The organism is Bacillus sp. SH7-1, assembly GCF_008042405.1.
Classification (GTDB): Bacteria; Bacillota; Bacilli; order Bacillales; family Bacillaceae_G; genus Bacillus_A; species Bacillus_A thuringiensis_N.
On record NZ_QNUD01000009.1, the window covers coordinates 191,050 to 206,056 of the forward strand.

Genomic DNA, 15,007 nt, shown 5'->3' on the forward strand with positions numbered 1-15,007 from the left:
TACTCACATTCCTTATTCCTATTTATTCGTTACGCACCTTTATCTACAAGAAAACATAACGACCTCTTATTATACCAATTCCCATCATTTATTTATACAAAAAACATAATATTAAAATTAAAAGTTTATGTTCTACAAGTCTATATTACTGTAAATTTTTTTGACATATTCATTTTATATGTGTCTAGTTTTTTTGACACGCAACTCCCTCTCCTCTTTTATTGTAAATAAACATACTGGCACAATTCTTGCTTTATTAATATAAAAAGGAGGAATTAAAATGAATATAAGAATAACTAATATACAAAAACAACTACATAATTATGGAATTGACGGATTACTCATTACCAAAAAAGAAAATCGCCAATATGCAACAGGCTTTACTGGTAGTGCTGGCGTCGTCTTAATCTCTGCGGATACAGCTGTTTTTATAACTGATTTTCGCTATGTAGATCAAGCGAAGTCACAAATAAAAGATGCGGAAATCATTATGCATAAAGGAAATTTAGAAAAAGAAATTGCAAATCAAGTATCGAAATTAAACATTCAAAAACTCGGAATTGAAGAAAACAACATGACATTGCAACAATATAAAAACTTACAAAAATACGTACATGCGGAAATGGTTCAAGTATGCGAAATCATCGAAAATATTCGTATTATTAAAGACACTCCTGAAATAGAAACAATGAAAATCGCTGCTAATATCGCTGATGAAGCATTTCACCACGTCCTTACGTTTCTAAAACCAGGACTAAGTGAAAATGATGTACGAGATGAGTTAGAATTTTTCATGCGAAAAAAAGGGGCTACATCCTCATCATTTCAAATTATTGTAGCTTCTGGCGTTCGTTCTTCTCTTCCTCATGGAGTTGCATCAAATAAAATAATTGAACGAGGAGACATCGTCACATTAGATTTCGGTGCACTTTACGAAGGATATTGTTCCGATATAACTCGTACTGTAGCGATTGGGGAACCATCGGAAGAATTCAAAAAGATATACAATGTTGTACTTGAAGCATTAAAACGTGGAACGGAAGCAATTAAACCTGGAGAGACTGCGAAAAGTATCGATGATATAACAAGAGATTACATTACAGCGCATGGATATGGTCAATATTTTGGCCACTCTACCGGGCATGGTCTTGGTTTAGAAATACACGAACCTCTTCGCCTATCCCAAGAAAGTAAGGCTACTCTAGAAGAAGGTATGGTTGTTACAGTTGAACCAGGTATTTACATACCAAACTGGGGCGGTTGTAGAATTGAAGATGATATCGTCATTACAAAAGATGGCTATGAGGTTATTACAAAATCAAATCGGGAACTAATTGTTATTCCTTGTTAAAATCATGCCGCTTTTTAAAAGGAGTTCTTCTCTACACATAGAATTCTTTCTCTGGAGTCATCGTTTAAAGAGGGGGAATTTTAATTGAATTTTGTAATCGACAAGATAGATGGTTTACAAGTTGAATTTTCCAAACTTGTTTCCATGATGAATTACGCACGCTATACAACAATGCAAGCGGTGGAAGGTTTAACAATGGAAGAACTTGATTATTTATATGATGAGGAAGCAAATTCAATTGGCATGTTATTATACCATATGGCCGCTATTGAATTTTACTACCAAATTCATACTTTTGAAGACCGTGAACCTACGGAAGTCGAATTGGAACGTTGGTTACCTGGTATTGAATTAGGAAATCTTGGACGCGAGAGAATACAAGGAAACTCGATAGAATTTTACATAAATACATTACAAGAAGTACGTTCCAAAACGATCGAAACTTTTCAATCGTTACCTAATGAATGGTTATTTAAAACGACAAACTTTTGGTATGACAAACCAGCAAATAACTATTTTAAGTGGTTTCACGTATTTGAAGATGAGATCAACCATCGCGGACAAATTCGTTTAATTAAAAAGATGCAAAAAGCTCATTCAGTAAAGTAAGAAAATGCCACCGAATAAGGTGGCATTTTCTTTTATTCATTAACGAATAACTTTTCGTTTACTTTTTTAGCAACTACCGCTACCGAAATTAAAATACATATTAAATATAGCAATTTCACAATAAATAACCAACCTTGAAACATTACAATGCCATCTATTATTTCATTTCCTTTCAATAACAAAAACGGAATCGTGCTAATTATAATGACGAACTCGATGCTAAAAATAATTTTCTTTTTTCGACTATATGCTTTCCACTCATCCCAGCGATACATAGGAGCAAAAATCAATACTCCTATACATAATATAACTGGTACCCATTCACTTTTAAGAAATTGCCCTGAAATAACTGATAATAGTATACAAACGAGCACACCATAATAACCTATTTTCTCTCTCATTCGTACTCCCCCATTCTACTTCTCCTTTAATATGTAACTTGCTATGCTTATAACAATTCTTAGAAAAATAACTACTACAATTACAATATAAAGACCTTTTGCAGAAGACATCCATTCTTGAAAAATAGACATTTTCTCCATCTGTTTCTGCCCTTCTATTAAAATAAACCCTATGAAAAATGAGCAAATAACAATGATACCTATCATAATTCCAATACTTTTCTTGTTATATTGTTTTATATCATCCCAGTTATATAGCAGTACAAAAACAAATCCGAAAACAGGTATAATACTGATCCATTCATTGCTTGTAAACAAATTTAAAATGATTAATAAACTACAAGAGAGGATAAATCCCCAAAACCCAATTATTTTGCGCATAAGCCCTCCTTAAATTCCATTTTTAGGATTAATTGTATTCCAACATCCATTTCCTCTCCTTACCATTACAGTACATGAAATTTCGCATTTTTCTTTTCCCTATACTCACATACTTTCACTGCTTTCATACAATAAACTACACGAATGCCTAAAGGATGTGAATGTTATGGGAGTTGAATTAACGCTGTTGCACGCTCTCTATATTCTTTGTTTACTCACTATTATTACCTTCTTTATTCTCCGAAAAGATACGACTATTATTTGTATCTTTTTTATCTTTTTATTAGCATTAACCGCTACAAGCTCTATCCCTCTTGCTATTAGCGGTATTTTTCAAAGTTTCATTTACGCCATCACTGAGCTATTACCAACTATATTAATCATCTCCATTATCGTATCTATGAGCAATCTACTCGTTCATACCGGCATAAATGATACGATGATTTCACCATTTACAAAGATGATTCGTACACCTACCCTCGCCTACTGGATTATAGGTCTTTTGATGATGACAATTTCTTTCTTCTTTTGGCCTTCTCCGGCTGTCGCCTTAATGGGAGCTATTTTATTACCCGTCGCTGTACGCGTCGGTCTTCCGCCAATTGGAGTGGCAATTGCTATGAACTTATTCGGTCATGGGATTGCTTTATCCGGCGACTTCGTTATACAAGGCGCACCAAAATTAACCGCAGACGCTGCTGGTCTTCCTGTTTCTAGCGTTGTTTCTGCCAGTGTTCCGCTCGTAATTGTTATGGGCATTGTGACAACTTCCGTCGCATTTTTCTTCTTACGAAAAGAATTTCATACAGGACTATCCTTACAAGATTCCTCTTCATCAACTGAACCATCTAAAACTACTATTTTATTATCTCCTCACATAAAGAAATGGCTCGCCATATGTATCCCTATCATATATATCCTTGATATCCTTTGTATGATTAAATTTAAACTGCAAGGAAGCGATGCAACTGCACTTATCGGCGGAACGACTGTTATTATGATTATCATTATTTCTCTCATCGCCTACAAAGGAAATAGATTAAATAAAACGACCGATTATTTCATAGAAGGGCTTCAATTTGGATTTAAAATTTTCGGACCTGTTATTCCAATTGCTGCACTTTTTTATTTAGGAGATAGCGGCTTTGTGAAAATTATCGGGGACTATTTACCAAAAGGTTCACACGGAATCATTAACGACTTAGGAATCGCCTTATCTCAAACTGTTCCTTTAAATCAATATGTATCAGCAGGGACATTAACTATCGTTGGTGTCATTACCGGCTTAGATGGATCTGGTTTTTCAGGTATATCACTTGCTGGTTCAATTGCAAATCTTTTCGGCACAGCACTTGGTCATGGAACAGCTACATTAACAGCACTCGGGCAAATTGCAGCAGTATGGACCGGGGGCGGGGTGTTAATCCCTTGGGCACTTATTCCTGCCGCTGCGATTTGTAAAGTCGACCCATTTGAACTTGCACGCCGAAACTTTTTACCGGTTGTTATCGGTTTAATTGTCACAACTATCGTTGCGATGTTTATCCTATAACGTAAGCAAGTGTTTTCTTGCTTACGTTTTTTGCTTGTAAAATTCATCATGAATTACTCGTTTTCAAGAGGGATTCGTTATTACTTAGCGAAATTATATTAGGAGAGTAATTATTTCAAAACGCTTACGAGAAACAGATTACTGCAATTAGAAAAGGGGACATACCTATGAATGACTTGATTTTCGTCTTATTAATTTGTCCATTACTTATCTTTATCGTTTCTGTTATTGGAACACGTAGAACGAAAACGTATTACGTAATGCCGATTGTAACGTTTGCTACTTTTTTAATAATAGGTGTTATCGCCTTCACTCCAAAATTTTTCTTTTGGGTTGGCATGTACAGCATCTTCTCATTTATTGTTTCTTACATGACGCTCTTGTTTGTGAGAGGGTATGAGGTTGTGGAAAACGCTAAATAGTTGTTAGCAGGGAGATTGTAATATGATTTTCTTTGATATTGCTGGAACTTTACTTGATTACGACACTGCTGAGAATAATGGCATCTCACATTTCTTCCAAAAGTATAATGATATTTTTTCAGGAAACGAATTAGAGTCTATGAATCTATGGCATGAATTATCCGAGAAATATTTCAACAAATTTTTATCCAAAGAATTATCTTTTCAAGAACAACAAGGGATGCGAATGTACCATTTATTTAAAACATATGGAATAAACTTATCACCCGAGGAATCTCAGCACAGATTCAATCAATATATAGAACTATATAAGAACAACTGGGCCGCGTTTGAAGATGTACACTATACATTACAGACCTTAAAGCAAGAAGGGCACTCATTAGGTATTATTAGTAATGGTGACTATGAACAACAAGTCGAAAAATTAACTGCTCTAAACATTCTACAATATTTCCAATACATATCTACTTCTAGTGAAATTGGTGTATCGAAACCAGACCCTGAAATTTTTCAAAGAACTGTATTACAATTGAATCTTGAAATGAAAGATTGCTATTATATTGGTGATCGATTAGAAACAGATGCCATTAGTAGTACAGTAGCTGGAATGCAAGGGATATGGTTAAATCGGGGTAACTCGCCACTCAAATGTGATGTTCCTACTATCTGTTCGTTACATGAAATTATAACAATGATATAAAAAGACGACCGCGTTCCCCCGCGGTCGTCTTTTTTGGTGTTACGCTGTGATCCAAGCTTCGTTTGCTGGATTTTTACGCCACTCTTGTAATTTTTTCGTTTCAGCTTGTCCGATCATACCTTTTTCTGCTGCTACTTCAGTTAATGCACTGTAGTCGCTTAAAGAGTATGATGCTACGTTAGCTGCTTCTAGTTTTTCTTTTCCTGCTTCTAACTCATATGTGAAGATTGATACGATTCCTAATACTTCACAGCCAGCTTCGCGAAGTGCTTCTACACATGTAATTGCACTACCGCCAGTTGAAATTAAGTCTTCTACTACCACTACTTTTTGACCTTTTTCAGCTTTTCCTTCGATTTGGTTCCCTTTACCGTGACCCTTTGCTTTACTACGTACGTAGCACATTGGTAAATCCATACGATCGCTTACCCATGCAGCGTGCGCAATACCAGCAGTTGCTGTTCCTGCAATAACTTCTACAGTTGGGAAGTGCTCTTTAATTAACTCTTCTAATCCAGCTGCAATCGCTTGACGTACTTTTGGATAAGATAAAGTTAAACGGTTATCACAATAAATTGGTGATTTCATACCTGAAGACCATGTGAATGGATCATTCGGTTGTAAAAATACTGCTCCAATTTCTAATAAATGCGATGCGATTTCTTTTTTCATACTGTTACACCTTCCCACTGTTGTTTTACTGTTTTATACGCTTCAAGCGGATTTTCTGCTTTTGTAATACTACGTCCAACTACGATGTAGCTTGAGCCAAGTTCCCTCGCACGTTTCGGTGTTGCTACGCGCACCTGGTCATTTACATCATCGCTTGCAAGACGAATCCCCGGTGTTACTGTTACAAATTCATTTCCGCATACTTCACGTAATTTTGGAACTTCAAGCGTTGAGCAAACAACGCCATCCAGTCCACTTTCTTTCGTTAATTTTGCATAATGAGCAACCGCTTCTTCTAACGTTTTCTCAATGCCGATCTCTTTTTTCATCATAGCTTCCGAAGTGCTTGTTAGTTGTGTAACTGCAATACAAATCGGTCTCTCTTTTCCTTCTTGCTTACCTTCCTCTAATCCCTCAATCGCAGCTTTCATCATACTACTTCCCCCAGCAGCATGAACATTTACCATATCAACATCTAGACTAGCTAGGCTACGCATAGCGCTTTTTACTGTATTCGGAATATCATGAAGTTTTAAGTCTAGAAAAATCTTATGCCCTTTTTCTTTTAAGTACGTAATAATTGCAGGGCCTTCTTTGTAAAATAACTCCATACCAACTTTGACAAATAACTCTTCCCCTTCAAAGTGGCGCAAGAATTGTTCTACATCTTGTTTCCCTGGAAAATCTAGTGCAACGATTAACGACTGTGACATGTTTGCTTCCAGCTCCTTCCTTGACATTCCGAAATGTGATCAAATCCTAATTCATCTAGTAATGCTGGTAGCTCTTCAATAATTGTCGGACATACGAACGGATCGATAAAGTTTGCTGTACCTACTGCAACTGCGCTTGCGCCAGCGTAGAAGAATTCAATTACATCTTCCGCTGTTTCAATACCACCCATTCCGATAATTGGAATGTTAACCGCTTGGCTTACTTCATGTACCATACGAATTGCTACTGGCTTAATCGCAGGACCTGATAATCCGCCTGTACGGTTTGCTAAAATTGGTTTAGCTGTTTTTAAATCTAGACGCATACCAAGCAATGTATTAATCATCGTTAAACCGTCTGCACCTGCATTTTCAATTGCTTTTGCAATTTCCACAATGTTTGCCACGTTCGGTGACAACTTTACATATACAGGTACTTCAGAAACCTCTTTTACTCGCTTCGTTAAATCAGCAGCAATTTCAGGATTTGTACCAAAGGCAATACCACCTGTTTTTACGTTCGGACAAGAAATGTTTAATTCTAGCGCATGGACATTAGGCGCTTTAGAAATTTCCTTTGCAACCGCTACGTAATCCTCAGCTTGTGAGCCTGCAACGTTCGCGATGATTGGAAGATCAAATTGTTCGAGAAAAGGTAATTCAGAATTCATTACTTTTTCTAATCCTGGGTTTTGAAGTCCGATTGCATTTAACATGCCGCCCGGTGTTTCAGCAACACGAGGCGTCGGATTTCCATAGCGTGGTTGTTCTGTCGTCGCTTTAATCATGATTGATCCTAGTACACTTAAATCGTAAAACTGTGCATATTCACGACCAAATCCAAAGCATCCAGATGCCGGTATAATTGGATTTTTTAATGATAATCCTGGTAATTCAACTTGCAATCTGTTCATAGTACAACCTCCCCGATTGGAAATACTGGTCCGTCGCTACACACCTTCTTGTAAGAATGTCCACTTGGATCTTCTTGTAAGTGGCATACACATGCGAAACAAGCTCCAATACCACAACCCATACGTTCTTCTAATGAAATATAGGCTTTTTTCTCTTTGTAACGTCCTTCTAATGCACGAAGCATCGCTAACGGACCACATGAATAAAGAATATCAAAGTCAATTCCGTAATTATCAATTACATCTGTGACAAATCCTTTTGTACCGTGTGTACCGTCTACTGTCGCAACGTACGTATCACCAAGTTCTGCAAATTTTTCTTCATAAAAAACAACATCTTTCGTTTGAAAACCTAAGATGTGAATTACGCGTACACCTTTTGCAACGAGGCGCTGTGATAATTCATAAAGTGGTGGTACACCAATTCCCCCGCCTACTAGTAAAGCTGTTTGACCAGCTTCTGCTTCTTCTACAGGAAAACCGTGTCCTAATGGTCCTAGTACGTCTACCATTTCACCTTGTTTTCTAGTTGCTAATGTTTTTGTCCCTTGTCCTTCTGCACGATATAGCATTGTAAATTCGTTCTTCTCTTGATCTACATTACAAATACTAATCGGGCGGCGCAGAAGGGGCGCAATGCCCTCTGCTACCTTAATGTGCACAAACTGCCCTGGTTCGTTCATTTGCTGTACTAAAGTTCCTTGAAGCACTAATTCGTAAATGTTTTTTGCGATTTCTTTTTGATTAACGACGATCATATTTTGCTTTTGCATCATGCATGTACCACCTCGTGACGCTTTGTTTGCGTAATTTCTTTCATTGAATGAGCTGAGAATGTCATAGATTCTAATACTCGTAAGATTGCTCTCGTTGTATCAAGTGATGTTAAGCAAGCTACACCATTTTCTACTGATTCACGGCGAATGCGGAAACCATCACGCGCTGGTTGTTTGCCTTTTGTTAATGTATTGATTACAAACTGTGCTTTTCCTTGACGGATAATATCTAGTAAGTTGTAGTCTTCAGAATCAATTTTGTTTACAACTTGTACTGGGATATTTTGCTCTTCTAATGATTGTGCTGTTCCAGCTGTTGCTAATAAGTTATAGCCGATTTCGTGGAAACGTTTTGCAATTTCCATCGCCTCTTCTTTATCTTTATCCGCTACAGTAATGATTACTGATCCGTGCGTTGGGATGTTAATTCCAGAAGCAACTAACCCTTTGTATAATGCTTTTTCAAGCGTTAAGTCTTTACCCATTACTTCCCCTGTTGATTTCATTTCAGGTCCTAATGTTGTATCAACTGAACGTAGTTTCGCAAATGAGAATACCGGAGCTTTTACATATACTTCTTTCTCTTCTGGGTGATAACCCGTTCCGTATCCTTGCTCTACTAGGTCTTGCCCTAAAATAACTTTCGTTGCAACGTTCGCCATCGGTACACCTGTAATTTTACTTAAGAACGGTACTGTACGGCTCGCACGTGGGTTTACTTCAATTACATACACTTGATCTTCGAATACTACAAACTGGATATTTAGTAACCCAACGATGTTTAATCCTTTTCCAAGTGCAATTGTATGTTCAATAATTTGTTCTTTTAATTTTTCAGATAAGCTTTGTGGTGGATATACTCCAATTGAGTCACCAGAGTGAACTCCAGCGCGTTCAATATGCTCCATAATACCTGGAATGAATACATTCTCACCGTCTGAAATTGCATCTACTTCAATTTCTTTACCAACCATGTATCGGTCGATTAATACTGGGTGATCAGCGTGAACTTTAACTGCATTTTTCATGTAGTGCAGTAGTTCTTCTTGACGATATACGATTTCCATCGCACGTCCACCTAGTACGTAAGATGGTCTTACTAATACTGGGTAACCAATTTTGTCAGCGATTGCTACCGCTTGCTCTACAGTCGTTGCCGTTTTACCAACTGGTTGCGGGATACCAAGCTGTGTTAGAGCTGCCTCAAACTTATCACGATCTTCTGCACGGTCTAAATCTTCAAGTGATGTTCCTAAGATTTTCACACCATGAGCCTCTAATTTAGCAGCTAAGTTAATTGCCGTTTGTCCACCGAATTGGACGATAACACCTTCTGGCTTTTCTAAATCGATAATGTGCATTACATCTTCGATTGTTAATGGTTCAAAGTATAATTTATCAGAAATACTGAAGTCTGTTGAAACTGTTTCTGGATTGTTATTAACAATGATTGCCTCATAGCCAGCTTCTTTAATTGCCCATACAGAGTGAACTGTTGCGTAGTCAAACTCAACCCCTTGACCGATACGGATTGGGCCAGACCCTAGTACAACAACACTCTTACGATCTGTTCTAACCGATTCATTCTCGTCACCATATGTGCTGTAGTAGTATGGTGTTGCAGATTCAAACTCTGCTGCACAAGTATCTACCATTTTATAAACAGGAGTTATATTGCTTTCTTTACGCATATCGTAAATTTCACGCTCTGTTTTGTTCCAAGCCGCTGCAATGTAGTGATCGCTGAAGCCCATTTCTTTCGCCGTTTGTAGTACTTCCATATTTCCTACATTCGCTTTTACTTCACGTTCCATATTTACGATGTTTTCAACTTTTTGTAAGAAGAAGAAGTCCATTTCGCACCATTCGTTAATTTCTTCTTTCGTTACACCTTGACGAATTGCTTCTGCTACAATAAACAGTCGCTCATCGTCTGCTTTAATAATGCGTTTTTTCATTGTCTCTTTATCAAGTTCTTTTAAGTGGTCTAATTCTAAGTGATAAATGCCAAGCTCTAAAGAACGAACCGCTTTTAATAATGATTGCTCTAAGTTACGTCCGATTGACATAACTTCACCAGTTGCTTTCATCTGCGTTCCAAGCGTTCTGTTTGCTGATTCAAACTTATCAAATGGCCAGCGTGGAATTTTTGAAACAACATAGTCTAATGCTGGTTCGAAACAAGCGTATGTTTTTTGTGTAACTGGGTTTATAATTTCATCTAATGTTAAACCGACTGCAATTTTTGCCGCTAACTTCGCAATTGGATATCCAGTTGCTTTAGATGCTAGTGCAGATGAACGACTTACACGCGGGTTTACTTCGATTACATAGTATTGGAAACTATGTGGATCAAGTGCAAGCTGAACATTACATCCACCTTCAATTCCTAATGCACGAATAATTCGTAATGAAGTGTTTCGTAACATTTGATATTCGCGGTCACTTAATGTTTGGCTCGGTGCTACAACGATAGAATCACCTGTATGAACCCCAACTGGATCGATATTTTCCATGTTACATACTACAATCGCGTTATCATTCGAATCACGCATTACTTCATATTCAATTTCCTTACAACCAGCAATGCTCTTTTCTAATAAACATTGTGTTACTGGACTATGTTTTAATCCACCTGATACGATTTCAATCAGTTCTTCTTCATTACTACAGATTCCGCCGCCTGTTCCCCCCATTGTAAATGCTGGGCGAACAATAACTGGATAACCAATTTCTTTTACAAATTCATGTGCTTCTTCTAGCGTATGAATAATGGTACTAGATGGAATTGGTTCATTTAATTCCTGCATTAATGTACGGAATAAATCACGATCTTCTGCTTGCTCAATTGCTGATAATTTTGTTCCTAAAATTTCAACTCCACATTCTTCAAGTATGCCTGATTTCGCAAGTTCGACAGCCATATTTAAACCTGTTTGACCACCTAATGTTGGCAGGATTGCATCTGGACGCTCTTTACGAATGATACGGCTTACGAATTCTAGTGTTAATGGTTCTATATATACTTTATCTGCTGTTGCAGTATCTGTCATAATTGTTGCTGGGTTAGAGTTAACAAGGATTACTTTGTAACCTTCTTCTCTAAGAGATTGACAAGCTTGTGTACCAGAGTAATCAAACTCTGCTGCTTGCCCAATTACAATTGGTCCTGATCCGATTACTAAAATTGTGTTAATGTCTAGGCGTTTTGGCATAACTCTTCCCCTTCTTTCTTGAAGTTTTCAATCATTTCTAAGAAATCTTCGAATAAATCATTTGCATCTTCTGGTCCTGCTGAAGCTTCTGGATGATACTGTACTGTAAATGCCGGGAACTTCGTATGACGAAGACCTTCTACTGTTCCATCATTTAAAGCGACATGTGTAATTTCAAGTTCTGTATTTTTAACTGATTCTTCTTCTACTGCATAACCATGGTTTTGAGATGTAATTGCTACTTTTCCAGTTGCAAGATGTTTTACTGGATGGTTTAAACCACGGTGACCAAATTTCAACTTACTTGTATTCGCACCAGATGCTAGAGCGAATAGTTGATGTCCTAAGCAAATTCCGAATAAAGGAACTTTACCGATAATGTCTTTTAACATTTCAATCGCTTCTGGTACATCTTTTGGATCTCCAGGCCCGTTACTTAACATGATTCCATCTGGGCTAAGGCGTAAAATCTCTTCCGCTGTTGTATTGTAAGGTACTACAATTACATCACAGTCACGTTTATTTAATTCTCGTAAAATACCATGTTTCATTCCGAAGTCTACAAGTACAACACGATGTCCACGGCCTGGGCTTGGGTATGGATCTTTCGTTGATACGCGTTTCACGTGATCTGTAAATACTGTCGCTTTTAATTGGCTCACGATGTATTCTACATCTGCATCCATGTTACATAGACGTCCGCGTAATGTACCGTATTGACGAATTTTTCTCGTTAATTTTCTTGTATCAATTCCTGCTAAGCCTGGGATGTTTCTTTCTTTTAAGTAATCATTTAACGAAATTTCATTACGGAAGTTTGATGGGTGATCACAAATTTCGTTTACGATTAAACCATTTACAGATGGGTGAATCGATTCAAAATCGTCACGGTTAATGCCGTAGTTTCCGATTAATGGGTACGTGAATGTTACGATTTGACCGCAATATGATGGATCAGATAATGTTTCTTGATATCCAGTCATTCCTGTTGTGAATACAACCTCACCTGACTTTTCAATTTCTCCTCCGAAACCTTTTCCAATTAATACTGTTCCATCTTCTAAGATAAGTTGTCTTTTCATACTAATGCACTCTCCTTTTGCCATGCGATCTTACCACCAACGATTGTCATTACCGGCCATCCTTGGCATTTCCAACCTGCGAATGGTGTATTTTTTCCTTTTGATAAGAATGTTGTTGGGTCAATCTCTTCTTCTTGTTCTAAATCAATGATTGTAATATCAGCTGTTCTACCTTCTTTCAGGCGACCTGCTTCTAAGCCGAATGTATCAGCTGGCTTTTCTGTTAAGAATTGAATTAACTGCTCTAGTGTAATGATTCCTTTTTTCACAAGGTTTGTGTATAGAAGTGGGAATGCTGTTTCAAAACCAGTAATTCCGAATGGTGCTCTTTCAATTCCTTGTGCTTTCTCTTCCGCTGTATGCGGTGCATGATCAGTTGCGATCATATCGATCGTTCCATCTAATAAACCTTCAATTAGTGCTGCGTGGTCTTCTTTTCCACGAAGCGGTGGGTTCATTTTAAAGTTAGGATCAGCTGATGGAATATCATCTTCACATAACACTAAGTGATGAGGTGTTACCTCTGCTGTTACTTTAATTCCAGCGCGTTTTGCATCACGGATTACACGTACAGATCCTTTCGTACTTACGTGACATACGTGATAGTGACAATCTGCCGCTTCAGCAAGCAGTATATCCCTTGCAATATGTACAGATTCACATACAGATGGGATACCGTTTAATCCGTGTTTCTCAGAAAACTTCCCTTCATGTACACAACCTTTATTAATAAGAGTATTCTCTTCACAGTGCGCAACTACTGCCATATTTAATTTCGCTGCACGCTTCATAGCAGCTAACATCATGCTAGCATCTTGTACGCCTACACCGTCATCTGTGAAAGCAAATGCTCCAAGTTCTTTTAACGTTTCGAAATCTGTCATTTCAGAACCCGCTTGACGTACTGTAATTGCTCCATATGGTAGTACGTTGACATGCGCTTTTTCTTTAATACGATTTTGCAAGTCTTCCATATGTTCTCTGCAATCTGGCACTGGGCGTGTATTTGGCATTGCACAAATTGTAGTGAATCCACCTTTTGCCGCTGCTAGTGTACCTGTTTCAATTGTTTCTTTATGTTCACCACCTGGTTCACGAAGGTGTACGTGTACATCTACTAATCCAGGTGCGATTAACTTTCCGTTCACATCGATTACTTCAGCATTATCTGCCGTAATATTTTCTGCTACCTTAGCGATTTTACCGTCTTGTACGAGAAGATCCGTTGCTACGATTTTTCCTTCTTCATTCATATAACGACCATTTTTAAACAAATAATTCATGTTTCATTCCTCCTAATACATTTGGTAAGGCGCGTTTTAGTACAGCCATTCTTACGTAAACTCCATTTTCCATTTGTTTAAATATGCGTGAACGCTCACACTCAACAAGTTCACTTGCAATTTCAACATCACGGTTTACAGGAGCTGGATGCATAATAATGCTTCCTTCTTTCATACGCTTTTCTCTTTCCACTGTTAATCCGTGTTTCTCATGATACTCTTTCATAATGTCTGTTTCATAATGATCATGACGCTCATGTTGTACACGAAGTAACATCATTACATCCACTTCTGGAACAAGTTCATCTAATGGTTTGTATGTTCCAAATGTGTTGTCTTCATCTTTCCACTCTTCTGGGCTTGCAAAGTAAATTGTTGCACCCAGCTTCGTTAATGCTTCTGCATTAGAACGTGCTACTCGGCTATGACGAACATCTCCTACTATTGCAATCTTCAAACCTTCAAATCTTCCAAACTCTTGTTTAATTGTAAGAAGGTCGAGTAGGCACTGTGTTGGGTGGTTTCCACATCCATCTCCAGCGTTTAAGATTGGAATATTCACCTGATCTTTTAGTTCATCGAAGTAGCGATCTTGCTCGTGGCGGATGACCACTGCTTTTGTTCCGATTGATTCTAGTGTTCTTATCGTATCGTATAAAGTTTCTCCTTTTTGTACGCTAGATGCATCAGCTGAAAAGTTTAAAACATCAAGTCCTAATCTCTTCTCAGCAACTTCAAAGCTAAATCTCGTTCTCGTACTATTCTCAAAGAACAAGTTCGCAACAAAAGTTTGCTCTGTCGTTTTGCTCTCTTTCCCATTCGCAAAATCTTCTGCGTCTTTTAGGATTTCTGAAATTTCTACTTCCGATAATTCACTCATCGTTAACAAATGGCTCATCGTCATCCCTCATCTTTCTGGTTTTTATGTTACCACTT

The 15,007-nt window shown here is 37.7% G+C and carries 15 protein-coding genes; 5 read left to right on the forward strand and 10 right to left on the reverse strand.

Features of this window, described 5'->3' with window-relative positions:
* Positions 1-280: 280 nt before the first annotated feature.
* Complete coding sequence (locus tag DN390_RS09900) at positions 281-1,351, forward strand: M24 family metallopeptidase (RefSeq protein ID WP_147807278.1); 1,071 nt, start codon at positions 281-283, stop codon at positions 1,349-1,351.
* 84 nt (positions 1,352-1,435) lie between these two features.
* On the forward strand, positions 1,436-1,960 hold the full coding sequence (locus DN390_RS09905) for a DinB family protein (protein WP_147807279.1): 525 nt from the start codon (positions 1,436-1,438) through the stop codon (positions 1,958-1,960).
* Between the two features lie 32 nt (positions 1,961-1,992).
* On the opposite strand, the gene DN390_RS09910 is transcribed toward DN390_RS09905, so the two are convergent.
* Together DN390_RS09910 and DN390_RS09915 are read right to left on the reverse strand one after the other, a co-directional pair.
* Positions 1,993-2,361 (reverse strand): YoqO family protein, encoded by a 369-nt coding sequence (locus DN390_RS09910; RefSeq protein ID WP_098288840.1) that lies wholly within the window; start codon positions 2,359-2,361, stop codon positions 1,993-1,995.
* Positions 2,362-2,376: 15 nt separating this feature from the next.
* On the reverse strand, positions 2,377-2,742 hold the full coding sequence (locus DN390_RS09915) for a YoqO family protein (protein ID WP_147807280.1): 366 nt from the start codon (positions 2,740-2,742) through the stop codon (positions 2,377-2,379).
* Positions 2,743-2,908: 166 nt separating this feature from the next.
* Between DN390_RS09915 and DN390_RS09920 the strand changes: the two genes are divergently transcribed.
* The 3 genes from DN390_RS09920 (at position 2,909) to DN390_RS09930 (ending at position 5,416) form a co-directional block, all read left to right on the forward strand.
* Positions 2,909-4,294, forward strand: a complete 1,386-nt coding sequence (locus DN390_RS09920; RefSeq protein ID WP_147807281.1) for a hypothetical protein — start codon at positions 2,909-2,911, stop codon at positions 4,292-4,294.
* Between the two features lie 167 nt (positions 4,295-4,461).
* Positions 4,462-4,716 (forward strand): YbeF family protein, encoded by a 255-nt coding sequence (locus tag DN390_RS09925; protein WP_147807282.1) that lies wholly within the window; start codon positions 4,462-4,464, stop codon positions 4,714-4,716.
* Between the two features lie 22 nt (positions 4,717-4,738).
* Positions 4,739-5,416, forward strand: a complete 678-nt coding sequence (locus tag DN390_RS09930; RefSeq protein WP_147807283.1) for an HAD family hydrolase — start codon at positions 4,739-4,741, stop codon at positions 5,414-5,416.
* A gap of 39 nt (positions 5,417-5,455) precedes the next feature.
* Here the strand turns inward: DN390_RS09930 and pyrE are convergent, their stop codons facing one another.
* From pyrE to pyrB, 8 genes are read right to left on the reverse strand one after another with little or no spacing between them, the layout of a single operon-like run.
* Complete coding sequence (gene pyrE / locus DN390_RS09935; RefSeq protein ID WP_000711449.1) at positions 5,456-6,088, reverse strand: orotate phosphoribosyltransferase; 633 nt, start codon at positions 6,086-6,088, stop codon at positions 5,456-5,458.
* On the reverse strand, positions 6,085-6,801 hold the full coding sequence (gene pyrF / locus DN390_RS09940) for an orotidine-5'-phosphate decarboxylase (RefSeq protein ID WP_000083496.1): 717 nt from the start codon (positions 6,799-6,801) through the stop codon (positions 6,085-6,087). The genes pyrE and pyrF overlap by 4 nt, the downstream gene beginning before the upstream one ends.
* Positions 6,786-7,715 carry a dihydroorotate oxidase B catalytic subunit gene (pyrD, locus tag DN390_RS09945; protein ID WP_001081053.1) on the reverse strand — a complete coding sequence of 310 codons (930 nt, stop codon included), beginning with the start codon at positions 7,713-7,715 and terminating at the stop codon, positions 6,786-6,788. Before pyrD ends, pyrF begins: the two co-directional genes overlap by 16 nt.
* Complete coding sequence (gene pyrK / locus DN390_RS09950; RefSeq protein WP_000983359.1) at positions 7,712-8,491, reverse strand: dihydroorotate oxidase B electron transfer subunit; 780 nt, start codon at positions 8,489-8,491, stop codon at positions 7,712-7,714. The genes pyrD and pyrK overlap by 4 nt, the downstream gene beginning before the upstream one ends.
* Entirely contained in the window at positions 8,488-11,706 is a 3,219-nt protein-coding gene (gene carB / locus DN390_RS09955; protein WP_097950735.1) for a carbamoyl-phosphate synthase large subunit, read from the reverse strand. Before carB ends, pyrK begins: the two co-directional genes overlap by 4 nt.
* Positions 11,691-12,788: a carbamoyl phosphate synthase small subunit gene (locus DN390_RS09960; RefSeq protein WP_000828669.1), complete on the reverse strand. Its 1,098-nt coding sequence runs from the start codon at positions 12,786-12,788 to the stop codon at positions 11,691-11,693. The genes carB and DN390_RS09960 overlap by 16 nt, the downstream gene beginning before the upstream one ends.
* Positions 12,785-14,071, reverse strand: coding sequence for a dihydroorotase (gene pyrC, locus DN390_RS09965; RefSeq protein WP_001108374.1), 1,287 nt, complete (start codon positions 14,069-14,071; stop codon positions 12,785-12,787). Before pyrC ends, DN390_RS09960 begins: the two co-directional genes overlap by 4 nt.
* A complete protein-coding gene (gene pyrB, locus DN390_RS09970; protein WP_000018849.1) occupies positions 14,055-14,969 on the reverse strand; it encodes an aspartate carbamoyltransferase in 915 nt (304 codons plus the stop codon). Before pyrB ends, pyrC begins: the two co-directional genes overlap by 17 nt.
* Positions 14,970-15,007: the final 38 nt, after the last annotated feature.